General features: G+C 69.2%; 22 protein-coding genes. 12 read left to right on the top strand and 10 right to left on the bottom strand.

Features of this window, described 5'->3' with window-relative positions:
- Nucleotides 1–16 precede the first annotated feature (16 nt).
- From pal to L632_RS0119070, 5 genes are all read left to right on the top strand, one after another.
- Nucleotides 17–529, top strand: coding sequence for a peptidoglycan-associated lipoprotein Pal (gene pal / locus L632_RS0119095; protein ID WP_028714113.1), 513 nt, complete (start codon nt 17–19; stop codon nt 527–529).
- Nucleotides 529–1,434: a tetratricopeptide repeat protein gene (locus L632_RS0119090; protein ID WP_028717377.1), complete on the top strand. Its 906-nt coding sequence runs from the start codon at nt 529–531 to the stop codon at nt 1,432–1,434. The genes pal and L632_RS0119090 overlap by 1 nt, the downstream gene beginning before the upstream one ends.
- Nucleotides 1,424–2,653, top strand: a complete 1,230-nt coding sequence (gene tilS, locus L632_RS0119085; protein WP_028717376.1) for a tRNA lysidine(34) synthetase TilS — start codon at nt 1,424–1,426, stop codon at nt 2,651–2,653. The genes L632_RS0119090 and tilS overlap by 11 nt, the downstream gene beginning before the upstream one ends.
- 60 nt (nt 2,654–2,713) lie before the next feature.
- On the top strand, nt 2,714–4,612 hold the full coding sequence (gene ftsH / locus L632_RS0119080; protein WP_028714110.1) for an ATP-dependent zinc metalloprotease FtsH: 1,899 nt from the start codon (nt 2,714–2,716) through the stop codon (nt 4,610–4,612).
- Nucleotides 4,613–4,951: 339 nt separating this feature from the next.
- Nucleotides 4,952–5,269 carry a chorismate mutase gene (locus L632_RS0119070; RefSeq protein WP_036698898.1) on the top strand — a complete coding sequence of 106 codons (318 nt, stop codon included), beginning with the start codon at nt 4,952–4,954 and terminating at the stop codon, nt 5,267–5,269.
- 174 nt (nt 5,270–5,443) lie between these two features.
- Here the strand turns inward: L632_RS0119070 and L632_RS0119065 are convergent, their stop codons facing one another.
- From L632_RS0119065 to ruvC, 5 genes are read right to left on the bottom strand one after another with little or no spacing between them, the layout of a single operon-like run.
- Nucleotides 5,444–5,854, bottom strand: coding sequence for a PaaI family thioesterase (locus L632_RS0119065; RefSeq protein WP_028714108.1), 411 nt, complete (start codon nt 5,852–5,854; stop codon nt 5,444–5,446).
- A complete protein-coding gene (gene ruvB, locus L632_RS0119060) occupies nt 5,847–6,872 on the bottom strand; it encodes a Holliday junction branch migration DNA helicase RuvB (RefSeq protein WP_028714107.1) in 1,026 nt (341 codons plus the stop codon). Before ruvB ends, L632_RS0119065 begins: the two co-directional genes overlap by 8 nt.
- Nucleotides 6,869–7,744 (bottom strand): zinc metalloprotease HtpX, encoded by an 876-nt coding sequence (htpX, locus tag L632_RS0119055; RefSeq protein WP_028717375.1) that lies wholly within the window; start codon nt 7,742–7,744, stop codon nt 6,869–6,871. The genes ruvB and htpX overlap by 4 nt, the downstream gene beginning before the upstream one ends.
- Nucleotides 7,745–7,749: 5 nt before the next feature.
- Nucleotides 7,750–8,421: a Holliday junction branch migration protein RuvA gene (gene ruvA, locus L632_RS0119050; protein ID WP_028717374.1), complete on the bottom strand. Its 672-nt coding sequence runs from the start codon at nt 8,419–8,421 to the stop codon at nt 7,750–7,752.
- A gap of 10 nt (nt 8,422–8,431) precedes the next feature.
- Complete coding sequence (gene ruvC, locus L632_RS0119045; RefSeq protein ID WP_028717373.1) at nt 8,432–8,926, bottom strand: crossover junction endodeoxyribonuclease RuvC; 495 nt, start codon at nt 8,924–8,926, stop codon at nt 8,432–8,434.
- A gap of 121 nt (nt 8,927–9,047) precedes the next feature.
- Between ruvC and L632_RS0119040 the strand changes: the two genes are divergently transcribed.
- From L632_RS0119040 to L632_RS0119015, 6 genes are read left to right on the top strand one after another with little or no spacing between them, the layout of a single operon-like run.
- Nucleotides 9,048–11,888: a monovalent cation/H+ antiporter subunit A gene (locus L632_RS0119040; RefSeq protein ID WP_028717372.1), complete on the top strand. Its 2,841-nt coding sequence runs from the start codon at nt 9,048–9,050 to the stop codon at nt 11,886–11,888.
- Entirely contained in the window at nt 11,888–12,256 is a 369-nt protein-coding gene (locus L632_RS0119035; RefSeq protein ID WP_028714102.1) for a Na+/H+ antiporter subunit C, read from the top strand. Before L632_RS0119040 ends, L632_RS0119035 begins: the two co-directional genes overlap by 1 nt.
- The gene (locus L632_RS0119030; RefSeq protein ID WP_028714101.1) at nt 12,253–13,827 is read left to right on the top strand and encodes a monovalent cation/H+ antiporter subunit D; all 1,575 of its coding nucleotides are present in this window, start codon (nt 12,253–12,255) and stop codon (nt 13,825–13,827) included. The genes L632_RS0119035 and L632_RS0119030 overlap by 4 nt, the downstream gene beginning before the upstream one ends.
- Complete coding sequence (locus tag L632_RS0119025) at nt 13,824–14,315, top strand: Na+/H+ antiporter subunit E (protein WP_028717371.1); 492 nt, start codon at nt 13,824–13,826, stop codon at nt 14,313–14,315. Before L632_RS0119030 ends, L632_RS0119025 begins: the two co-directional genes overlap by 4 nt.
- Nucleotides 14,312–14,581, top strand: coding sequence for a K+/H+ antiporter subunit F (locus L632_RS0119020; protein WP_024846086.1), 270 nt, complete (start codon nt 14,312–14,314; stop codon nt 14,579–14,581). Before L632_RS0119025 ends, L632_RS0119020 begins: the two co-directional genes overlap by 4 nt.
- Before the next feature lie 9 nt (nt 14,582–14,590).
- Nucleotides 14,591–14,974: a Na+/H+ antiporter subunit G gene (locus L632_RS0119015; RefSeq protein ID WP_024846085.1), complete on the top strand. Its 384-nt coding sequence runs from the start codon at nt 14,591–14,593 to the stop codon at nt 14,972–14,974.
- A 228-nt stretch (nt 14,975–15,202) separates the two neighbouring features.
- On the opposite strand, the gene dapA is transcribed toward L632_RS0119015, so the two are convergent.
- Complete coding sequence (gene dapA / locus L632_RS0119010; protein WP_028714099.1) at nt 15,203–16,078, bottom strand: 4-hydroxy-tetrahydrodipicolinate synthase; 876 nt, start codon at nt 16,076–16,078, stop codon at nt 15,203–15,205.
- Nucleotides 16,079–16,184: 106 nt separating this feature from the next.
- Between dapA and L632_RS0119005 the strand changes: the two genes are divergently transcribed.
- Nucleotides 16,185–18,335 carry a transglycosylase SLT domain-containing protein gene (locus tag L632_RS0119005; protein WP_036698895.1) on the top strand — a complete coding sequence of 717 codons (2,151 nt, stop codon included), beginning with the start codon at nt 16,185–16,187 and terminating at the stop codon, nt 18,333–18,335.
- Here L632_RS0119005 and L632_RS0119000 read toward each other — a convergent pair.
- The 4 genes from L632_RS0119000 to L632_RS0118985 all read right to left on the bottom strand — a co-directional run bounded on the left by L632_RS0119000 (nt 18,289) and on the right by L632_RS0118985 (nt 22,233).
- Entirely contained in the window at nt 18,289–19,248 is a 960-nt protein-coding gene (locus L632_RS0119000; protein ID WP_028717370.1) for a DMT family transporter, read from the bottom strand. The two genes, L632_RS0119005 and L632_RS0119000, sit on opposite strands and share 47 nt — an antisense overlap.
- A gap of 62 nt (nt 19,249–19,310) precedes the next feature.
- Nucleotides 19,311–20,099, bottom strand: coding sequence for an inositol monophosphatase family protein (locus tag L632_RS0118995; RefSeq protein WP_028717369.1), 789 nt, complete (start codon nt 20,097–20,099; stop codon nt 19,311–19,313).
- A gap of 68 nt (nt 20,100–20,167) precedes the next feature.
- Nucleotides 20,168–20,875, bottom strand: coding sequence for a GntR family transcriptional regulator (locus L632_RS0118990; protein ID WP_028714095.1), 708 nt, complete (start codon nt 20,873–20,875; stop codon nt 20,168–20,170).
- Complete coding sequence (locus tag L632_RS0118985; RefSeq protein WP_028717368.1) at nt 20,872–22,233, bottom strand: formimidoylglutamate deiminase; 1,362 nt, start codon at nt 22,231–22,233, stop codon at nt 20,872–20,874. Before L632_RS0118985 ends, L632_RS0118990 begins: the two co-directional genes overlap by 4 nt.
- Nucleotides 22,234–22,242 lie beyond the last annotated feature (9 nt).

Raw genomic sequence — 22,242 nt, 5'->3', positions numbered from 1 at the left:
TGAGATGGACAGGATTATGAAAACTTTCATGAAAATTGCCGCGGTCGGCGCCATTCTCGCGCTGGCGGCCTGCGCCCGGCCGGCGCAGGACATGCAGGTCCAGGACCCCTATGCCGGGGCCGGCGGCGGCCTTGGCGGGGTCGGGGCCACTGCTCTGCCGGGCACTGCCGAATATTTCAAGACCGCCGTCGGCGATACGGTGCTGTTCGCCGTGGACCAGTCCACCCTGTCGCCCGAGGCGCGGGTGATCCTGGCCAATCAGGCCGGCTGGCTGAACCAGAACCAGGGCTTCTCGGCGGTGATCGAGGGCCATGCCGATGAGCAGGGCACCCGCGAATACAACCTGGCGCTGGGTGCGCGCCGGGCGAACTCGGTGCAGGAATACCTGGTCTCGCAAGGCGTGGCGCCGGGCCGGCTGCGCACCGTCAGCTATGGCAAGGAGCGGCCGCTGGCGATCTGCTCGACCGAGGAATGCTATTCCAAGAACCGCCGGGCCGTGACGGCGGTCAGCCCAGGGGCGGGGATGTGATGCGACGGTTTCTGCTGGCGGCCGGATTCGCGCTGGCCGCGTGGCCGGTGGCGGCGCAGGATGCGCAGACCCTGGCCGACATCCGGGCCGAGCTGAACCAGCTTTCGGCCGATCTGCAATCGCTGCGGGCGCAGCTGGTCGCCTCGGGTCCGGCGGGCTTCGCGGCGGCGGGCGGCGACAGCGCCATCGACCGCATGAACGCGATGGAGGCGCGGCTGGCGCAGCTGACCGGCCAGACCGAGCAGCTGCAGAACCGCATTGACCGCATCGTCCGGGACGGCACCACCCGCATCGGCGATATCGAGTTCCGCCTCTGCGAGATGGAGGAGGGCTGCGATCTGGGCAGCCTGACCACGCCGCCCCTGGGCGAACAGGGCGGCAGCAGCCCGCTGCCCCCCTCGGACCAGCAGGGCGCGCTGACGCAATCCAGGACCCCCTCGGCCGGGGCCGCCGCGACCGCGGCGGAAAAGGCCGATTTCGACCGGGCCCGGGAGGTGCTCGGTCAAGGTGACTTTCGTCGTGCTGCCGAGCTCTTCGCGGCCATTGCCGAAACCCATGCTGGCGGTCCGCTGACCGCCGAGGCGCTGTTCCTGCGCGGGGCGGCGCTGGATTCCGCCGGCGATCTCGACGGCGCGGGCCTGGCCTGGCTGGAAAGCTTCGCGGCCAATCCGAACGGCCCGCAGGCAGCGGATGCGCTGCTGGGCCTGTCGCGCGCCATGTCCGCCAAGGGCGGCCCGCAAGAGGGCTGCTATTATCTTCAGGAAATCCTGGCTCGTTTCCCCGGCGCGCCGCAGGCCGCCGAGGCCGAGCGGCGGCTGCAGGGCCTGGGCTGCGATACGCTGGACGAGAGCTCGGCCGAGGATCTGGACCCCGAGGCCGCGGCGGATCTGGCGGATGAGGGCTGACCCGGTCGAGGCGCGGGTGCATGCCGCGCTGGACCGTCTGGCCGGCGACCGGCCCGCACTTGGCATCGCCCTCTCGGGGGGCGGCGATTCCACCGCCCTGATGCATCTGGCCCATCGCTGGGGCCGTGTCCGGTTGCTGGCGGCGACGGTCGATCACGGGCTGCGCCCCGGCTCGGAGGCCGAGGCGCAGGCGGCCGGCCTTGCGGCCTCCGCCCTGGACATTCCGCACGAGATCTTGCGCTGGACGCGGCAGGGCGGCGGCAACCTGATGGCCGCCGCGCGCGAGGCGCGCCTGCGCCTGCTGGCCGATTGGGCCGTCCGGCATGGGCTTGCCGCCGTTCTGCTGGGCCATACGCTGGACGATCAGGCCGAGACGCTGCTGATGCGCCTGAACCGCGGCGCCGGCGTGGACGGGCTTTCGGCCATGGCCGAATCGCGCGAGGCGCTGGGGATCGCCTGGCTGCGCCCCCTGCTGGCGGTCGGCCGTGCCGAGTTGCGGCATTGGCTGGCGGCGCGGGGGCTGGGCTGGGTCGAGGACCCCTCGAACGAGAACGAGGATTTCGAGCGGGTGCGGGTGCGCAAGGCCATCGCGGCGCTGGACCTGCCGCTGCGGCAGCTGGCGCAATCGGCTGAGAATCTGGCCATGGCGCGGGATGCGCTGTGCGATTTCGCCGCACGGGTGGCCGAGGGTGCGCAAAGCCGCGCCGGATCGCTGGCGCTGCCGCTGGACGCCTTTCGCGCCGCGCCGCCCGAGATCCGCCGGCGGCTTCTTGTCGCAGGGCTGCGCTTCGTCGGCGGCGGCGACTATCCGCCCCGGCGCGAGCCGGTGCTGCATGCCCTTGCCGGGCTGGAAACCGGCGCCAGGCTGACGCTGGAGGGGGTGATCGCCGCGCCGCGCGACGGTTTCCTGTGGCTGATCCGCGAACCCGCCGCCGCGGCGCGCGCCCCCGCGGCCGAGGGCGCTGCAGCCATCTGGGACCGGCGCTGGCGGGTCGAGGGCCTGCAGCCCGGCCAGCAGGTGCGCGCGCTCGGTCACGGGGTGCTGCCGGGGCTCGACTGGCGCGGCGCGGGGCTGATGCGGGACGAGGCCGCGGCCAGCCCCGGGATCTGGCAGGGCAGCCGCCTGATCGCCGCGCCGCTGCTGCGGCCGGCCCCGTCCCATGCCGTCCGGCCGCTGGGCGGCCTGCCTGAATTCCGCGCATTGCTCTATACGCATTGAACCTGACGGCGGAATCCCTATTTTCAGGCGAAAGCCTGTTTACCCGCGGAGGACGTGCCTTTGGGCAATGCGCGCAATATCGCTTTCTGGGTAGTGCTGTTCCTGATGATCCTGGCGCTGTTCAACCTGTTCAGCGACGGATCGACCCAGATGAACAGCCGCCAGATCAGCTATTCCGATTTCATCCAGCGGGTGGAAAAGGATGAGATCACCGCCGTCACCATCGACGGCGAGAATGTCGGCATCACCGACAAGGACGGCAAGCAGTTCGCCACCGTCCGGCCGCAGGGCGAAGAGATCGCCGACCGGCTGATCGACAGGGGCGTCGAGGTCAAGGTCGAGCGTCAGCAGCAATCGGGCTTCATGTCGCTTCTGGGCGTCTGGCTGCCCTTCATCCTGCTGATCGGCGTGTGGATCTTCTTCATGAATCGGATGCAGGGCGGCGGCAAGGGCGGAGCCATGGGCTTCGGCAAGTCGCGCGCCAAGCTCTTGACCGAAAAGCATGGCCGGGTGACTTTCGACGACGTGGCCGGCATCGACGAGGCCAAGGAAGAGCTGGAAGAGATCGTCGAATTCCTGCGCAACCCGCAGAAATTCAGTCGCCTGGGCGGCAAGATCCCCAAGGGCGCGTTGCTGGTCGGCCCGCCCGGCACCGGCAAGACGCTGCTCGCCCGCGCCATCGCCGGCGAGGCGGGGGTGCCGTTCTTCACCATTTCCGGCTCGGATTTCGTCGAGATGTTCGTCGGCGTCGGCGCCAGCCGCGTCCGCGACATGTTCGAGCAGGCGAAGAAATCCGCCCCCTGCATCGTCTTCATCGACGAGATCGACGCGGTCGGCCGCGCCCGCGGCGTCGGCATCGGCGGCGGCAATGACGAGCGCGAGCAGACCCTGAACCAGCTGCTGGTCGAGATGGACGGCTTCGACGCCAACGAAGGCGTCATCATCATCGCCGCCACCAACCGCAAGGACGTGCTGGACCCGGCCTTGCTGCGCCCCGGCCGTTTCGACCGCCAGATCTATGTCCCGAATCCCGACATCAAGGGCCGCGAGAAGATCCTGGCCGTGCATTCGCGCAAGGTGCCGGTGGGTCCCGACGTGGACCTGCGCATCATCGCCCGCGGCACGCCGGGCTTCTCCGGCGCCGATCTGATGAACCTGGTGAACGAGGCCGCGCTGATGGCCGCGCGCATTGGCCGCCGCTTCGTCACCATGGAGGATTTCGAGAACGCCAAGGACAAGGTGATGCTGGGGGTCGAGCGCCGCAGCATGGTCCTGACCCCCGAGCAGAAGGAAAAGACCGCCTATCACGAAGCCGGCCACGCCATCGTCGGCCTGTCGTTGCCGAAATGCGATCCGGTCTACAAGGCGACGATCATCCCGCGCGGCGGCGCGCTCGGCATGGTGGTCAGCCTGCCGGAAATGGACCGCCTGAACTATCACAAGGACGAGGCCAAGCAGAAGCTCGCCATGACCATGGCCGGCAAGGCAGCCGAGATCATCAAATACGGCGAGGAAGGGGTATCGAACGGCCCGGCCGGCGACATCCAGCAGGCCAGCCAGTTGGCGCGCGCCATGGTGATGCGCTGGGGCATGTCGGACAAGGTCGGCAATATCGACTATGCCGAGGCGCATGAAGGCTATTCAGGCAATACCGGCGGTTTCTCGGTCTCGGCCGCCACCAAGGAGCTGATCGAGAAGGAGGTCCACGACCTCATCGAGGAAGGCTATCGCGAAGCCCACCGCATCCTGACCGAAAAGCAGGAGGAGTTCGAGCGGCTGGCCAAGGGGCTTCTGGAATACGAGACCCTGACCGGCGAGGATATCGGCCGGGTGATCCGGGGCGAGCCGCTGGGCGGCGACGAGGATGCGCCCGGCTCGACCATCCCCTCGGTCAGCGCGATTCCGCGGGCCGGCGCCGCCAAGCCGGCGCCGGATGCGGCGCCGCAACCGCAGGGCTGAGCTTCGGTCCGCGACAGGAAAACCCCCGGGGCAGACCCGGGGGTTTGTCATTGGCACAAAGGTTTCTGAGCTGAACGGATTTCGGCAGGTCAGAGCAGCAGAAGCGCCACGGCACCCAGCGCCAATCCCAGGCCGAAACCCACATTGATCACGAAGCTGGCAGCCTTCATCTGGTGACCTTTCCAGAATGCGGGGGACGATCCCCCGGTTCGCAGTTGAACGGAAAACGTCGATTCTCGCCATTGGGTTCCATCTTCGGCAAGAATCCGCCGATTGGCTGCGGCAATTCGGCCACAGCGGGGACTTGCGTCCAGGGGCCGGGCAGGGCATGGGACAGGCATGAGCCGATCCGAACCCGAACTGCCGCCGAATTCCGCCATGCCTGAATTGCGTGCGCGCATCGACGCGCTGGATGCGCGGCTGGTGGCGCTTCTGGCGGAGCGCTCGGCGCTGATCGACGAGGCGGCACGGATCAAGGCGCGCGAGAGCCTGCCCGCCCGGATCGACAGCCGCGTCGAAGAGGTCGCTGCCAATGCCCGCCGCCTCGCTGCCACCCAAGGGCTGGATCCTGATCTGGCCGAGCGGCTCTGGCGAGTGATGATGGAGCATTTCATCGCGCAGGAGGACCGGGTCCTTTCCTCGCCGAGAAGGGGCTAGCGGCACGCATGCAGGGGGCTTCGCCCCCGCGCGTTCCGCGCTCCCCCAGGATATTTATCCAAGAAAGAAAGCGGCGGCGGCCCTTCTCTTCTTTCTTGGATAAATATCCTGCGGGGGTCTGGGGGCGCAAAGCCCCCAGCGGCGGCGACGGTCATGGCGCTGCAGGCAGCCTGGTCAGACCGGGATCATCGTGCCTTGAAGCATGGCGACATGCTTGCGCGAGCCGGCGCTTTCCGCCCAGACATCGGCGGCGACCACCATGATGCGGCGGCCGGGGCGGATCACCCGGCCCTCGGCCAAAAGCTGGTCGCCGGTGGCAGGCGACATCAGGTTGATCTTCATCTCGACCGTCATCACCTCGGCGTCTTCAGGCATCAAGGTCAGCGCAGCATAGCCCGCGGCTGAATCGCCGATGCTGAAGGCCAGCCCGGCATGGCCGGCGCCATGCTGCTGCAGCGATGTCGGCAGAATCGGCGCGGTGATGGCGATGCGTCCGGGTTCGATCAGGGCAAGCCGGGCGCCCAGGGTAAGCATCATGCTCTGCCGGTCGAAGCTGGTGCGGATGCGACTTTCCAGGTCATTCATCGAACAGGCTCTCCTGCGTGCGGGGGGCGTCTAGGCCCAGATGCCGCCAGCCCAGCCGGGCCAGCATGCGGCCGCGCGGCGTGCGGCTGACCAGGCCCTGCTGCATCAGATAGGGCTCGATCACCTCCTCGATCGAATCGCGGCTTTCCGACAGCGCGGCCGAAAGGGTTTCCACCCCGACCGGGCCGCCGCCGTAATGCTCGGCCATCAGCGTCAGGTAGCGGCGGTCGGCGCTGTCGAGCCCAAGGTGATCGACGCCGAGCCGGGTCAACGCCGAATCGGCGATCTTGCGGGTCAGCCGGCCGTCGCCCTCGACCAGCGCGAAGTCGATCACCCGGCGCAGCAGGCGGCCGGCGATGCGCGGCGTGCCGCGGGCGCGGCGGGCGATCTCGCGCGTGCCCTCGGGTTCCGAGGGGATGCCCATCAGCCGGGCGCCGCGGGTCACGATCAGATCGAGCTCCTCGACGGTGTAGAATTGCAGCCGGGTCGGAATGCCGAAACGGTCGCGCAGGGGCGTGGTCAGCAGGCCGAGCCGGGTGGTGGCGCCGACCAGGGTAAAGGGTTGCAGCTCGATCCGCACCGTGCGCGCCGCCGGACCTTCGCCGATCACCAGGTCCAGCTCGAAATCCTCCATCGCCGGGTAGAGTATCTCCTCGACCGCCGGATTCATGCGGTGGATCTCGTCGATGAAGAGCACGTCGCGCGCTTCCAGATTGGTCAGGATCGCGGCAAGGTCGCCCGCCCGCGCCAGCACCGGGCCCGAGGTCATCTTGAAGTTCACCCCCAGCTCGCGCGCCATGATCTGCGCCAGCGTGGTCTTGCCGAGGCCGGGGGGGCCGTGGAACAGCGTGTGATCCATGGCCTTGCCGCGCATCCGCGCGCTTTCGATGAAGACGCGCAGATTCGCCCGCGCCTCGGCCTGGCCGACGAAATCCTCGAGCCGCTGCGGGCGCAGCGCGCGGTCCTCGCCGTCGCTTTCCAGCGGTTCGGGGCGCAGCATGGGGTCGGGCTGGCTCATCGCGCGCCCCAGGGGCCGGCGCCCGTGCCCGAGGCCATGGCCTGCAGCCGGGCGATGCGCTCCTCGGTCGGCGGATGGGTGGCGAAAAGCCGGTCCATGCGCAACGCGTGCAGCGGGTTCACGATGAACAGGTTGGCCGAGGCGGGGTTCCTTTCGGCCGGGATATTCACCACCTGGCCCGCCGCGCGCGAGATCTTGGCCAGCGCGCCTGCCAGCGCCATCGGCCTGCCGCAGATCTCGGCCCCCATCCGGTCGGCCTCATATTCGCGGGTGCGCGAGATCGCCATCTGCACCAGCCCCGCCGCGATCGGCGCAAAGATCATGGCGAGGATCGCCGCCAGCCCGCCGCCGCGATTGCCGTCGCGCCCGCCGAACATGCTGGAAAACATCAGCATGTTGCCCAGCATGGCGATGGCGCCGGCCATGGTCGCGGTGACGGTCATGGTCAGCGTGTCGCGATGCTTGATATGCGCCAGCTCATGCGCGATCACCCCGGCCAGTTCGTCGCGGTTCAGCACCCGCAGGATGCCCTGCGTCACCGCCACGGCGGCGTTTTCCGGGTTGCGGCCGGTGGCGAAGGCGTTGGGCTGTTCGGTTTCCAGGACATAGACCTTGGGCATCGGCAGGTTCGCCCGCTGCGCCAGCGCCGCGACCATGTCGACCAGTTCCGGGGCTTGCTGGCGGGTGACCGGATGCGCGCCCTGCTGGCGCAGCACCATCTTGTCGCTGTTCCACCAGGCGAACAGGTTGCCGGCCCCGGCCAGCACCAGCGCGATCACCGCGCCGCCCTGGCCGCCCAGCAGATAGCCCATGCCCATGACCAGCGCGGTCAGGGCGGCCATCAGGATGAAGGTGCGCAGGTTTCCGGTCATCGTCCTTACTCCTTGGGCGCCAGCAGCCGCAGGGCCGCGCGGATCAACGCGGCAGTCGGCGCGGCGGGTTCCCGGGCCGCGGCCTCGGCCACGGCCGAGGCGGCCTCGGACGGAGCATAACCCAGATTCCCCAAGGCCGAGAGCGCATCCGCCGTCGCCTGGGCCGAGGATGGCGCTGCCGTGGCTGTCCGGGCGACAGGCGCTTCGATCACTTCGGCCGATGGCTCGGGCAGGGGACCGGGATCGACGGTCAGGTTGCCGCCCATTGCCATGACGGCGGGGGCCTTGTCCTTCAGCTCCATCACCACGCGCTGCGCCAGTTTCGGGCCGACGCCCTGGGCCTTGCGCAACGCCGACCAGTCGCCAAGCGCCAGCGCGCGCGACAGCCCGTCCGGTCCCAGCGTGCCCAGGATCGCCAGCGCCACCTTGGCCCCCACCCCCTGCACCGAGGTCAGCAGCCGGTGCCATTCCTTTTCCAGCAGCGTGGGGAAGCCGAACAGCTGCAGCAGGTCCTCGCGCACCAGTAATTCGGTATAAAGCGCCACTGCCTGCCCGGCGGGGGGCAGGTTCGCGGCGGTGCGTTCGCTGACATGGACGATATAGCCCACGCCGCGCACGTCGATCAGCACATGGTCCTGCGCCCGATGCAGGATCACCCCGGCGATGCGTCCGATCATGGCCCGTCCCTCACGCGCTTGCCTTGATGCGCAGGGCGCGGCCCTGCAGGTGATGGGCGTGACAAATTGCCACGGCCAGCGCGTCCGCCGCGTCCGGTCCGGCGAACTTGACGCCGGGCAGCATGAAGCGGACCATGTGCTGGATCTGCTCCTTGGCGGCATGGCCGACGCCGACCACGGTCTTCTTGACCGCGTTCGGGGCGTATTCGCCGATCTCCAGCCCCGCCTCGGCCGGGGCCAGCAGGGCGATGCCGCGCGCCTGACCCAGCTTCAGCGTGCCGAGCGCGTCCTTGTTCACGAAGGTCTGCTCGACCGCGGCCGCATCCGGGGCATGCCGGACGATCACCGCGCAAAGCCCGCGATAGAGCGCGGCGAGGCGCGGACCCAGCTCGCCCGCCTCGGAATGGACGATGCCGTTGCCCAGATGCCGCAGGCGCGGCCCCTCGACCGCGATCACGCCCCAGCCCATGTTCCGCAGGCCGGGGTCTATGCCGATGATCTTCATGCCTGTTCCCTTTTTGCCAAGCGTTAGCACGAAAGGCGAACATCGCCTAGTTGCTTTGTCATCCGCTTGACATCGCAGGTCCCCATCGGGGACAGAGGGGCACGAAAAGGGACGAGGGACAATGTCGCCAGCACTGATCGCCGTGCTTCCGTTCATCGGGGCGCTGCTGCCCGGATTGCTGATCCGCTCGGGGCGGGATGTCGCTGCGGTCTCTTGCGCGACGGCGACCTTCATCGCGCTGCTGGGACTTTGCCTGCATATCCCGGCGATCATGGCGGGCGAGGTGATCACGGCGCGTTTCGCTTGGCTGCCCTCGCTGGGGCTGAACGCGCATTTCCGCATCGACGGGCTGGGCCTGCTTTTCGGCATCCTGATCCTGGGCATCGGCCTGCTGATCATCGCCTATGCCCGCTATTACCTGTCGCGCAAGGATCCGGCGGGGGTGTTCTACACCTATCTGATGCTGTTCCAGGGCGCGATGCTGGGCATCGTGCTGTCCGACAACATCCTGCTGCTGCTGGTGTTCTGGGAGCTGACCTCGCTGTCCTCCTTCCTGCTGATCGGCTATTGGAAGCACCTGCCCGAGGGGCGGCAGGGCGCGCGCATGGCGCTGACCGTGACCGGCATGGGCGGGCTTGCGATGATCGCGGGCATGCTGATCTTGGGCAATATCGCCGGCAGCTTCGACATTTCGGATATCCTGCAGGCGCGCGAGGCGATCCAGGCCAGCCCCTATTACCTGCCGGCGCTGCTGCTGATCCTGCTGGGCGCCTTCACCAAATCGGCGCAGTTCCCGTTCCATTTCTGGCTGCCGCATGCGATGGCGGCGCCGACGCCGGTTTCGGCCTATCTGCATTCGGCGACCATGGTGAAGGCCGGGCTGTTCCTGATGGCGCGGCTGTGGCCGGTGCTGTCGGGCACGCCGGAATGGTTCTATATCGTCGCCACCACCGGGCTTGTGACCATGGTGCTGGCGGCCTGGATCGCCATCTTCCGCGACGACCTGAAATCGCTCTTGGCCTTTTCCACCGTCTCGCATCTGGGCCTCATCACCATGCTTCTGGGCTTCGGCACCGAGGCGGCGGCGGGGGCGGCGGTATTCCACATCATCAACCACGCCACCTTCAAGGCGGCGCTGTTCATGACCGCCGGCATCATCGACCACGAGGCCGGCACGCGTTCCATCACCCGTCTGGGCGGGTTGCGGCGGCTGATGCCGGTGACCTTCGTCATCGGCACCGTGGCGGCGCTGTCCATGGCCGGCATCCCGCCGCTGAACGGCTTCCTGTCGAAAGAGCTGATGCTGGAAGAGGCGACCCATGCCGCCTGGCAGGGCAATCCCTGGCTGATCGCGGCGATGGCGACGCTAGGGGCGCTGTTCTCGGTCTGCTATTCGCTGCGCTTCGTCTGGCAGGTGTTCTTCGGCCCCGAGCGTCAGGATTACCCGCGCAGGCCGCATGATCCGGGCTTCGGCCTGTGGTCCGCCCCGGCGCTGCTGGTGGTGCTGGTGGTGCTGATCGGGTTGTTCCCCGCCGGCATGGCCGGCTGGCTGGTCGAGGCCTCGGCCAGCGCCGTCACCGGCACCGCCCAGCATCCGCATCTGGCGCTGTGGCATGGCGTGACCCCGGCGCTGATGCTGTCGATCACCGCGCTGATCGGCGGGGCGCTGCTGCTGGCGCTGAACCGCCACCTGCTGGCCATGCGGGCGGCGATGGCCTGGCCGGACGCCAAGGCGATCTTCGACGCCATTACCCGCTGGACGACCGGCGCGGCGGGCGCCTTCACCGACCGGCTGACCAACGGCTCGATGTCGCGCGCCCTTGCCGCCTTTTCGCTGACCGTGGTGCTTTGCGGCTTCTGGGCCTTCTCGACCGGCGGCTGGCAGGGCGCGACCCGGCCGATGCTGCCGGTCCAGCCGGTGCCGCTGGTCGGCTGGGCGGCGCTGATGGTGGCGATCTGCTGCATGGTGGCCTTTCACCGCCAGCGCATCCTGGCGCTGGTGCTGGTCGGCATCATCGGGCTGATGGTCTCGGTCAGCTTCATCTATTTTTCGGCCCCCGACCTGGCGCTGACGCAGATCTCGGTCGAGGTGGTCACGGTCGTCCTGCTGCTGCTGGCGCTGAACTTCCTGCCCAAGTTCACCGTGATCGACAGCCGCGATCGCAAGCGCGGCATCGACGCCTTCATCGCCACGCTGACCGGGCTGGGCTTCGGCGCGCTGGCCTATGTGATCATGCGCAGCGATTTCGCCTTTTCCCCGATCTCGGAATACATGCTGGCCAACAGCTACAGGCTGGGCGGCGGCGACAACGTGGTCAACGTGATCCTGGTGGACTTCCGCGGCTACGATACCTTCGGCGAGATCACGGTGCTGGGCATTGCCGCGCTGACCATCTTCGCCCTGACCGAGACGCTGCTGGCCGGCGCCAGCGGCCGGCGGCTGCGCAACTGGGTCCATGACAGCCGCCGGGCCGGCGACCGGCATCCGCTGACGCTGGTGGTGGTGACGCGGCTGATCCTGCCGGTTTCGCTGGTGGTCGGGCTGTACATCTTCCTGCGCGGCCACAACATGCCGGGCGGCGGCTTCATCGCCGGGCTGGTGGTCGCGGTGGCGCTGGTGTCGCAATACATGGCCTCGGGCTTTGCCTGGGCGCAGGAGCGGCAAAAGATCAACTATCACGCGCTGATCGGCGCCGGCGTCATCGCCGCCGGGCTGACCGGGATCGGCGCCTGGTTCGCGGGCCTGCCCTTCCTGACCTCGGCCTATGGCTATGTGAAGCTGCCGGGGCTCGAAGAATTCGAGCTGGCCTCGGCCATGGGCTTCGATCTGGGCGTGTTCCTGTGCGTGGTCGGGGCGGTGATGCTGGCCCTGAACTCGCTGTCGCGGATCGCGCGGCAGGCGGGCGAGACGGTGAACCTGGACCCGATGGACATCGACCCCAGCAGGGAGGCGCGGCGCTGATGGAACTTCTGCTGTCGAGCGCGATCGGGATGCTGACCGCCGCCGGGGTCTATCTGATCCTGCGGCTGCGGACATTCGCCGTGGTGCTGGGCATGACCATGCTCAGCTATGCCATCAACCTGTTCCTGTTCTCGACCGGGCGGCTGGTGGTGAACGCGCCGCCGATCCTGCAAAAGGGGGTGGAGGTCTATACCGACCCGCTGCCGCAGGCGCTGGTGCTGACCGCCATCGTCATCAGCTTCGGCATGACCGCGGTGGTGGTGATGATGGCGCTGGGGGCCTTCCTGGAAGGCGGCGACGACCGGGTGGACATGCCGCGCGCCGACCGCATGCCCGCAGATGCCAATTCGGGGGACGGCGACGCATGAGCCACCTGATCATCGCCCCCGTCGTCCTGCCCGCCGTCATCGGGCCGCTCATCATCCTGTGGATGCGCAACGACCTGCTGTTGCAGCGGGTGTTCTCGGTCGCCGGGACCGCGCTTCTGGCCGCGGTGGCGCTTTACCTGAACCTGCTCGCCGCGGGCGGAGAGGTGCAGGTCTATCGCCTCGGCAACTGGGCCGCGCCCTTCGGCATCGTGCTGATGCTGGACCGGCTGGCGGCGCTGATGCTGCTTCTGACCGCGATGCTGGCGCTGGCGGTGCAGCTTTACGCCATGGGCTCGGGCTGGGACCGCAAGGGCCGGCATTTCCATGCGCTCTGGCAGTTCCAGCTGATGGGCGTCTGCGGCGCCTTCCTGACCGGCGACGCCTTCAACCTGTTCGTCTTCTTCGAGATCCTGCTGATCGCCAGCTACGGCCTGATGATCCACGGCGGGGGCGAGATGCGGCTGCGCGCCGGGGTGCAGTATATCGCCTACAACCTGGCCGGCTCGACCCTGTTCCTGGCGGCGCTGGGGGTGCTCTATTCCGTCACCGGCACGCTGAACATGGCCGACATGGCCCTGCGCGTGGCGGCGATGCCGGCCGAGGATACGGCGCTGCTGCGCGCCGGCGCGGTGCTCTTGATGCTGGTCTTTGCCGTCAAGGCGGCGCTGGTGCCGCTGCATTTCTGGCTGCCCTCGACCTATGCCAATGCGCCGGGGCCGGTGGCGGCGCTGTTCGCGATCATGACCAAGGTCGGGGTCTATGGCATCATCCGCTTCTTCACCCTGGTCTTTCCGCAGGACGCCGTGACCCAAAGCGTGGTGGCCGACCTGCTGCTGCCGGCGGCGCTGTTCACGCTGGCCATCGGCCAGATCGGCATCCTGGGCACCCGCCATCTGGGCCGGCTGGCCGCTTTCGCCGCCATCGGCTCGATCGGGACGCTGATGATCGCGGTGGCGCAGTTCACCCCGCAGGGCACCGCGGCGGCGGTCTATTACCTGATCCACTCGACGCTGGCGGCGGGGGCGCTGTTCCTGATCGTGGACATGATCGGCGCGCGCCGGGGCGATCTGTGGCTGCGGCTGGACCGGGTGATGCCGGGCAACGGGCTGGTCGCGGCGCTGTATTTCACCGCGGCCATCGCCGTGGTCGGCATGCCGCCGTTTTCCGGCTTCATCGGCAAGCTCTTGGTGATGCAGGCCACCGGCGCGGCCCCGGCGATGGTCTGGATCTGGGCGACGATCCTGATCACCTCGCTGATCGCGATCTATGCCATGTCGCGCGCCGGCTCGATCGTCTTCTGGAAGAGCTTCGAGCTCGGCCCGGCCCCGGTGCCGGCGCCGACGGTCGCGGCCGGCCCCAAGCTGGAGCCGGACGAGCCGGTCCAGGACCTCGGCGATGCGCCGGCGAACTGGCTGGCGGTGGCCTCGGTGGCGCTGCTTCTGTCAGGCATCGTGGCCCTGACCGCCTTTGCCGGCCCGGCCATGCGCTTTGCCGAGGCAACCGCCGCGCAGCTGCATGATCCCGACGCCTATGTCTCGGCGGTGCTGGAAGGGCAGGAGGGCACGAAATGATCCGCCGCCTGTTCCCGCATCCCTGGCTGTCGGTCACGCTGGTCCTGGTCTGGATGGCCCTGGTCAACCGCTGGGCGGTCGGCTCGCTGGTCTTTGCCGCGATGATCGGCGTGGTGGTGCCGCTGATCACCGCGCCCTATTGGCCGGGCGCCAACGGCTACAGCAAGCCGCAGCGCATCCCGGCCTATCTGGCCATGGTGATCTGGGACATCGCCAAGGCGAATTTCACCGTGGCGCGCATCGTGCTGTTCATGCCGCGCCGGGCGCTTCAGCCCGCCTGGATCGCGGTGCCGCTGGACCTGCGCCGCCCCGAGGCGATCACCGCCCTGGCCGCGACCATCACCCTGACCCCCGGCACCGTCAGCTGCGACCTGTCCGAGGACGGGCGCGCCCTGCTGGTCCACGCCATGCACGCCCCCGACCCCGAGGCGGTGCTGGACGAGATCAAGACCCGCTACGAGGCCCGGCTGAAGGAGATTTTCGAATGATCGCTTACGCGCTTCTCTTCGCCTATGGCTGCTTCGGGCTGGCGCTCTTGTTCTGCCTTTATCGCGTGGTCTTCGCACCGGGCCTGTCGGACCGGGTGCTGGCGCTGGACACCATGGCGATCAACATGATCGCGCTTCTGACGCTGTTCGGCATCGACAAGGGCACGGGGATGTATTTCGAGGCCTCGCTGCTTTTCGCCATGGTCGGCTTCATCTCGACCGTGGCCTATGCGAAATTCGTCCTGCGCGGCGACATCATCGAATAGGGGGCGGGCATGATCGCGGAAATCGTCGTCTCGGTTCTGCTGGTGGTGGGCGGGTTCTTCGGGCTCGTCGGCTCCTACGGGCTGGTCAAGCTGCCAGACCCGATGACGCGCCTGCACGCGCCGACGAAATCGGCGACGCTGGGGGTGGGGGCGGTGCTGATCGCCTCGCTGATCTGGTTCCCGGCACGGCACGGGGCGCTGACCTGGCACGAGCTGCTGATCACGCTGTTCCTGTTCCTGACCGCCCCGGTCACCGGCTATTTCATCGCCAAGGCCCATATGCATCTGGGCTGGAGCCGCGACGAATTGCCCCGTCCGGCGCCCGGCAAGGACTGGGCCACCTTCGCCGATCCGGACAAGGCCAGCCTTGTCGATCGCCGTCCCGGGGATTAGCAAGGCGACAAGCCCGTTTGGGGGCTTCGCCCCCGCGCGTTCCGCGCTCCCCCAGGATATTTGGACAAGAAAGAACCAGGCAGAGAGGTGGCTGGCCAGCCGCTTCTTTCTTGTCCAAATATCCTGCGGGGGTCCGGGGGCGCAAAGCCCCCGGCCGCGGCGGTCCGGCCAGGCCAGGGCAGGAAAAAGGGGACGGAAACCGCCCCCTTGTCCGTCCTGATGCGCCGCTCAGATCAGCCCGGCATGGGCCAAGGCCGCGTCGATCCGCGCCTTGGTGGCCTCGGTCAGCCCGACCAGTGGCAGGCGCACGGCGTCGCTGCAAAGACCCAGCCGCGACATGGCATATTTCGCCCCGGCGACGCCCGGTTCAAGGAAGATCGCCTCGTGCAGCGGCATCAGCCTGTCCTGGTAGTCCAGCGCCTTGGCGTAGTCGCCGGCCAGCGTCGCCTCCTGGAACTGGGCGCAGAGCTTCGGCGCCACATTCGCCGTGACCGAGATGCAGCCCACCCCGCCATGGGCGTTGAAGCCGAGCGCGGTGGCGTCCTCGCCCGAAAGCTGCACGAAATCCTTGCCGCAGGCGGCGCGCTGCTGGCTGACCCGCTCAAGCTTGCCGGTGGCGTCCTTGACGCCGATGATGCGCGGCAGCTTCGCCAGCTCGCCCATGGTCTCGGGCAGCATGTCGATGACCGAGCGGCCGGGGATGTTGTAGATGATGATCGGCAGGTCGCTGGCGTCGTGCAGCGCGGTGTAATGCGCGATCAGCCCGGCCTGGGTCGGCTTGTTGTAATAGGGCGTCACCACCAGCGCCGCATCGGCGCCGGCGGCCTGCGCGTGCTGCACCAGCCCGATCCCCTCGCGCGTCGAGTTCGAGCCGGCGCCGGCGACGACCGGGATGCGGCCGGCGGCCATGCGCACCACCTCTTCGATGACCTTGCGGTGTTCCTCATGGCTCAGCGTCGGGCTTTCGCCGGTGGTGCCGACGGGCACCAGCCCGTGGCTGCCCTGTGCGACATGCCAGTCGACGAGCTTTTCCAGCGCGGGGAGATCCAGCTCCCCGTCCGGGGTGAAGGGCGTGACCAGCGCGGGCAGCGAGCCTTTGAACATGTGGGTATCCTGAATTTGCCTCTGCTGGCGGCTTACATCCGGGCGCGCGGATTGCCAAGGATGTGAGTTGCGCCGCCCGGCGGAACCTCGCAGAAAGGGGGGCATGATGTATCCTTTCCGTGACAGGCTCCTGGCGCCGGTGCTGGCCCTTGCCGTAAGCCTTGCCCAGCCGGCCGGGGCCGAGGATGCCGGGCACCTGTCGCGCGCGCTTGCGGCGGCGGCGATGCGCGACTGGGCGACCGCCACGGCCGAGGCCGATGCCTCGGGCCCCATCGCCCGCGACCTGATCCAGTGGCAGCGGCTGCGGGCCGGGCAGGGCAGCTGGCCGGAATATCGCGATTTCGCCGCCCGCAACCGCGACTGGCCCGGCATGGCGCTGTTCTGGAAGCGCGGCGATGCGGTGCTGCGCCCGGACCTGCCGCCGGCCGAGGTGATCGCGTGGTTCGGCACCCGCCGCCCGGACACGCTGAACGGCGCGATGGCGCTGATCGCCGCCCTGCAGGCCACCGACCCGCCGGCCGCCAAGGCCGAGATCGCCCGCTTCTGGTCCGAGCAGGCGCTGACCAAGCCCGAGGCCGACGCCTTCCTGGCCGCGCATGGCGCCGAGGTTGCCGGCCTGCACGATGCGCGGCTGATGCGGCTTCTGGATCTGGGCGAATGGCAGGCGGCGCAGGTGGTGCTGCCCCTGGCCTCGGATCCCGCTGAGGCCCTGGGCCGCGCGCGGCTGGCGCTGCAATCGGGGCAGGCGGGGGTGGATGCGCTGATCCTGGCCCTGCCGGATGCGCAGCGGGGCGATGCGGGGCTGGCGCTGGACCGCTTCCGCTGGCGGGTCTGGGCCAAGATGCCGGACCTGGCGCGCGCGCTGATGCTGGAACGCTCGACCAGCGCCGAGGCGCTGCGCGATCCCGCCGCCTGGGCCGGCAAGCGCGCCGATTACGCCCGGCTGGCATTGCGGCAGGGCGACTGGGCACTGGCCGAGAGATTGGCGGCCGGGCATTTCCTGCCGCCGGGAAGCGATGCCTATTCGGACCTGGAATGGCTTGCCGGCTACGCCGCGCTGCGCGGCGGCGCGGCGGACCGGGCGCTTCGGCATTTCCGCACGCTGGAGCAGGCGGTGGCCAGCCCGATCTCGCTGTCCCGCGCGCATTACTGGCAGGGCCGGGCGCTGGAGGCCGGGGGCGACGAGGCCGGCGCCGATGCGGCCTATGCCCGCGCCGCCGGCTATCAGTCGGCCTGGTACGGGCAGCTGGCCGCGGAACGGCTGGGCCTGCCGATGCTGCCCGATCTGGCCCTTGCCGGGCGCAGCGAGGCCAGCCTGCCCGACTGGCGCGGCAGCCGCCTGCGCGAGAACCCGGTCTGGCAGGCCGGCACCTGGCTGGTCGCGGCGGGCGAGGCCGATCAGGGCGCGCGCTTCTTCCTGCACCTGGCCGAGACTGCCGCGCCCGAGGATATCGGCCGCATGGCGCGGATGATGCTGGAGATGCGGCTGCCCTGGCACGCGCTGCGGCTGGCCAAGGCCGCCGCCGCCAAGGGCGCCGTCTATCCGGCCGCCTATTTCCCGCTGACCGGGCTTGAGCAGGCCGAACTGGGCCTGCCGCCCGAGCTGGTCATGGCCATCGCCCGGCGGGAAAGCGAGTTCAACCATACCGTTTCCTCGCATGCCGGGGCACTGGGGCTGATGCAGGTCATGCCCGACACCGCGCGCTCGATGGCGCGCAGGATCGGCGAGCCCTTCGACCAGGCCCGGCTGACCCGCGACGCCGCCTATAACGCCCGGCTGGGCGCGGCCTATCTGGCGGGGCTGCGCGAACGCTTCGGCCCCTCGATCGCGCTGGTCGCGGCGGGCTACAATGCCGGGCCGGGCCGCTCGGCCCGCTGGCTGGGCGAGTTCGGCGACCTGCGCGGCGAGGTCGATCCGGTCGATTGGGTCGAGATGATCCCCTTCGACGAGACGCGCAACTACGTCATGCGCGTGGCCGAGGCGCTGCCCGTCTATCGCGCCCGTATCAAGGGCGCGCCGGTGCCGCTGGTGCCGAGCTGGGACCTGACCGGGGGCGGCATGAAGCCCGCGCCTGCGCCGCCGCCCATCCGGCTGACGGTCTCTGCCCGCCCGGTGATGCCGGCGCGCACGCTGGCCGGCTATGCCTCGGGCGGGGCGCTGGCCGAGGTGCTGGGTCCGGCGCCGGTCGAGGCGGCCAGCGCCGGCGCCGTCACGTCAGCCCGGCCCGCTCGCGCTGGCGCGAGCGCCACCAGGTGAAGAGCCCCGCGCCGACCACGATGAGCCCGCCGAGCGCGACGTTCGGCGCCAGCGTCTCGCCGAAGATCACCACGCCGAAGATGCTGACCCAGACCAGCTGGGTGTAGGAAAACGGCTGCAGGGCCGAGGCCTCGGCCAGCTCATAGGCCTTGATCAGCATGAAATGCGCCACCACCGCCGTCAGGCACAGCAGCAAAAGCCAGGGGATGTCGCGCCCGGCGATCGGTTCCCAATGCCAGATGCCGACCAGGGTGATGGCGACCGCCCCGGCGATGCCGGTCCAGAAAAAGCTGACCATGGCCGGGTCGTCGCGCCCGACCATCCGGGTCAGCAGCCCATAGACCGCGAACATGGCCGCGCCGACGAAGGGCAGCACCGCATCGGCGCTGAAGACGCCGCTGCCCGGCTTGAGCACGATGAGGATGCCCGCGAAGCCCACGGCGACCGCCGCCCAGCGGCGCCAGCCGACCTTTTCGCCCAGGATCGGGCCGGACAGCGCCGAGATCAGCAGCGGATAGCAGGCAAAGATCGCGTGGGTGTTGATCAGGCCCAGCCGCACGAAGGCCTCGACCGTGACCACCACCTCGGCCACCAGCAGCACGCCGCGGAAGATCTGCGTCCAGGGCCGTTTCGAGTGCAGGGCGCGTGACAGCCCGCCCGGTGCGCGGGCGCAAAGCAGGATCACGAAGGCCGCGAAGAACCAGTAGCGCAGCATGATCACGAAGATCGGCGAATAGGCTGCGCCCAGATGGCGCGAGATGCCGTCCTGCGCCGCGAAGATCAGTGCCGAGCCGCAGATCAGCAGGATCGCCGTGCCCTGCCGTTCGGCGCGGGGCGCGGCAAACGGCGGGGGAACGGCAGGCGGACGGGCTGCCGGGGCCATCAGCGGCCCCGTCTGGCGGTTATTTGGCATGGCGGGAATCCCGGGCTTGAGACTCGCCCATGCCTTCGCGCGCCGGAAAGGTCAAGCCGGGCTCAGTCGCGTTGACGCACTATTCCTGCGAACTCGTCGAAAAGCTGCGGGTTGGCGGCGACGATCGAGCCCGATTCGACCGGGCTTTCCTCGGAACGGATCGATTCCACGAAACCGCCGGCCTCTTTCACCAGCAGGATGCCGGCGGCCACGTCCCAGGACTTGATGCCGCGTTCCCAATAGCCCTCGTAGCGGCCGGCCGCCACATAGGCCAGATCCAGCGAGGCCGCGCCCCAGCGCCGCACGCCGGCGGTCAGCGGCATCAGCCGCGACAGGTCGCGCAGCGTGGCGGGCAGGGTGCCGCGCCCGGCGAAGGGCACGCCGGTGGCGAAGATCGATTCGATCATCCGGCGGCGGCCCGAGACGCGGATGCGGCGGTCGTTCAGGAAGGCGCCGTCGCCCTTTTCGGCGGTGAACAGCTCGTCCTTGGCGGCGTCGAAGACCACGGCGGCGACGATCTCGCCCTTGTGCTCCAGCGCGATGCTGATCGCCCAATGCGGCAACCCGTGCAGGAAATTGGTGGTGCCGTCCAGCGGATCGACGATCCAGCGCCGGGTCGGGTCCTCGCCGGCCTCTTCGCCGGTTTCCTCGCCGATCCAGCCATAGTTCGGGCGGGCGGTGCGCAGTTCTTCCTTGATGATGCGCTCGGCCTCGTGGTCGGCGCGGCTGACGAAATCGCCGGCGCCCTTGACCGAGACCTGCAGGTTCTCGACCTCGCGGAAGTCCTTGACGAGGCTGCGGCCCGCCTTGCGCGCGGCCTTGATCATGATGTTGAGATTGGCGCTGGCCATGGCTTTTCCTTTTTGGGATTGCCAGCCTCTTAGGCGAAGGGCCGCGCAAAGTGAAGCCGGCGCGGCGTCTAGTGCGTTGCGATCATGGCATAGCCGGGATGAAAGGCCACCCGGACGGTGGTGATCGCGCCCAGATCGTTGAAGGTGGTGCGCTGCAGGATCAGCAGCGCGCTGCCCTGCCGGGTCTCCAGCAGCCGGGCGTCGCGGGCATTGGCGTTCTCGGCCGAAAAGGCCATGTCGGCGCGCAGCCAAGGCGCGTTGCGCACCAGCCATTCATTGGCGTTGACGCGGTGGAAGTCGATGCCGGCGACGCCGGGCGCGGCGCCGGGATTGATCCAGCGGTCCTCGACCTGGAAGGGCTTGCCGTCGCCGTAATGCACGGTGCGCAGATGGATCAGCATCCGCCCCTCGGGCAGTTCCATGCGCTGCGCGATCTCGGCCGGGATCGGGCTTTCCTTCTGCGCGATGACCCGGTGGCTGTATTCCATCCCCGCCTGCTCGATCTGCTCGCGCACGATGGGGATGGTCAGCGTGGCCTTGCGCGCCGGGTTCACCGTCACATGGGTGCCGGCCCGGCGCTTGCGGTCCAGCAGCCCCTCCTCGGCCAGCATTTGCAGGGCCTTGTTCACCGTGGCGCGGGCGACGCCGAACTCGACGGCCAGCTCGGCCTCGTCCGGGATGCGGTCGCCCTGCCGCCATTCGCGGTCCACGATGCGGCGGCGCACCTCGCTGACGATGGCTTGCGCCTTGGAGATCTGGGCGGTTTTCTCGGTCACATGCGATCCTGAACGCGGGCGATGGTCGCCAGATATTCCGACATGATGCGGTCGCGGTCCATATGCCGGCCGTCCCGCATGACATGGCGGCCCGCCGACCAGACGTCGCGGACCAGCCCGTCATGGCCGGCGAAGACCAGGCTGTCGATGAGCTGGTCGCCCTTGCGGCCGAACATCACCGGATTGTCCAGCCCGACCGCGACCAGATCGGCCCAGAGCCCCGGCCGGATCGCCCCCGTCTCGCGCCCCGCCGCCGTGGCGCCGCCGTCGAGCCCGGCTTCGTAGATCACCCGGCCGGTCGAGCGCCCCGGCTTGGCCAGGATCGCCCGGCCGCGGTCGCGCAGGCGCTGGCTGTATTCCAGCGTCCGCAGCTCCTCGACCAGCGAGATGCGGATGTTGCTGTCCGAGCCGAAGCCGTAGCGCCCGCCGGCCTCGGCCCAGATGGTGCCGTTGAAGATGCCGTCGCCCAGCGACGATTCGGTGATCGGGCACAGGCCCGCCACGGCGCCGGTGGCGGCCAGGCGGCGGGTCTCGTCCTCGGTCATATGGGTCAGGTGGATCAGGGTCCAGCGCCGGTCGGGGCTGTGGTTCTCCAGCAGCCATTCGACCGGGCGGCGGCCATAGGCGGCGCTGATCTCCTCGATCTCGGGCACCTGCTCGGCCAGGTGCATGTGCAGCGGGCGGCCGGGGCGCAGCGCGACGCAGGCCGCCAGCCCCTCGGGCGAGACGGCGCGCAGCGAATGCGGGGCGACGCCGATGCCGGAATCGGCGGGCAGGGCGCGCAGCGCCGCCTCGCAGCCTTCCAGCAGGCGCTGGAATTCCTCGGGCGTGGTGCCGAAGCGGTTCTGGCCGGGGGCGAGCGGCCGACGGTCCACGCCGCCGAACTGGTAATGCACGGGCAGCAGGGTCAGGCCGATGCCGGTGCGGCCGGCCGCGGCGGCGATGCGTTCGCCCATCTCGGCGATATTGTCGTAATGCCCAGCCCCGGGACGGTGGTGCAGATAGTGGAACTCGACATTGGTGGCATAGCCGGCCTCCAGCATCTCCATCTGCACCAGCGCGGCGATGGCTTCGACATCCTCGGGCGTCAGGTGGTCGAGGAAGCGATACATGATCTGCCGCCAGGTCCAGAAGGTGTCGCGCGGCTCGGGGCCCTTCGCCTCGGAAAGCCCGGCCATGGCGCGCTGGAAGGCGTGGCTGTGCAGGTTCGCGAGCGCCGGCAGCAGCAGGCCGGCGCGATGGCCCTGCGGCGCCGCATCCTTTTCCACGGCGGCGATTCGGCCTTGCTCGACCGTCACCCGGACATTTTCTGCCCATCCATCGGGCAACAAGGCCCGTTCCGCCCAGATAACCGTCATCCCGTCGCC

Source organism: Paracoccus sp. J39 (genome assembly GCF_000518925.1).
Classification (GTDB): domain Bacteria; phylum Pseudomonadota; class Alphaproteobacteria; order Rhodobacterales; family Rhodobacteraceae; genus Paracoccus.
The sequence above is the reverse complement of the archived record's forward strand: the minus strand, read 5'-3'. Positions and strand labels throughout refer to the sequence as shown.

Bases quoted from the DNA above. Each gene is read 5' to 3' on its own strand.
- htpX (WP_028717375.1), bottom strand. From the start codon at position 7,744: ATGACCGGAAACCTGCGCACCTTCATCCTGATGGCCGCCCTGACCGCG.
- L632_RS0119035 (WP_028714102.1), top strand. From the start codon at position 11,888: ATGGAACTTCTGCTGTCGAGCGCGATCGGGATGCTGACCGCCGCCGGG.
- L632_RS0119040 (WP_028717372.1), top strand. From the start codon at position 9,048: ATGTCGCCAGCACTGATCGCCGTGCTTCCGTTCATCGGGGCGCTGCTG.
- L632_RS0119025 (WP_028717371.1), top strand. From the start codon at position 13,824: ATGATCCGCCGCCTGTTCCCGCATCCCTGGCTGTCGGTCACGCTGGTC.
- tilS (WP_028717376.1), top strand. From the start codon at position 1,424: ATGAGGGCTGACCCGGTCGAGGCGCGGGTGCATGCCGCGCTGGACCGT.
- dapA (WP_028714099.1), bottom strand. From the start codon at position 16,078: ATGTTCAAAGGCTCGCTGCCCGCGCTGGTCACGCCCTTCACCCCGGAC.
- L632_RS0118985 (WP_028717368.1), bottom strand. From the start codon at position 22,233: ATGACGGTTATCTGGGCGGAACGGGCCTTGTTGCCCGATGGATGGGCA.
- L632_RS0119000 (WP_028717370.1), bottom strand. From the start codon at position 19,248: ATGCCAAATAACCGCCAGACGGGGCCGCTGATGGCCCCGGCAGCCCGT.
- ruvC (WP_028717373.1), bottom strand. From the start codon at position 8,926: ATGAAGATCATCGGCATAGACCCCGGCCTGCGGAACATGGGCTGGGGC.
- L632_RS0119065 (WP_028714108.1), bottom strand. From the start codon at position 5,854: ATGAATGACCTGGAAAGTCGCATCCGCACCAGCTTCGACCGGCAGAGC.
- L632_RS0119020 (WP_024846086.1), top strand. From the start codon at position 14,312: ATGATCGCTTACGCGCTTCTCTTCGCCTATGGCTGCTTCGGGCTGGCG.
- L632_RS0118995 (WP_028717369.1), bottom strand. From the start codon at position 20,099: ATGGCCAGCGCCAATCTCAACATCATGATCAAGGCCGCGCGCAAGGCG.
- ruvB (WP_028714107.1), bottom strand. From the start codon at position 6,872: ATGAGCCAGCCCGACCCCATGCTGCGCCCCGAACCGCTGGAAAGCGAC.
- L632_RS0119090 (WP_028717377.1), top strand. From the start codon at position 529: ATGCGACGGTTTCTGCTGGCGGCCGGATTCGCGCTGGCCGCGTGGCCG.
- L632_RS0119030 (WP_028714101.1), top strand. From the start codon at position 12,253: ATGAGCCACCTGATCATCGCCCCCGTCGTCCTGCCCGCCGTCATCGGG.
- L632_RS0119015 (WP_024846085.1), top strand. From the start codon at position 14,591: ATGATCGCGGAAATCGTCGTCTCGGTTCTGCTGGTGGTGGGCGGGTTC.
- L632_RS0119005 (WP_036698895.1), top strand. From the start codon at position 16,185: ATGTATCCTTTCCGTGACAGGCTCCTGGCGCCGGTGCTGGCCCTTGCC.
- L632_RS0119070 (WP_036698898.1), top strand. From the start codon at position 4,952: ATGAGCCGATCCGAACCCGAACTGCCGCCGAATTCCGCCATGCCTGAA.
- ruvA (WP_028717374.1), bottom strand. From the start codon at position 8,421: ATGATCGGACGCATCGCCGGGGTGATCCTGCATCGGGCGCAGGACCAT.
- pal (WP_028714113.1), top strand. From the start codon at position 17: ATGAAAACTTTCATGAAAATTGCCGCGGTCGGCGCCATTCTCGCGCTG.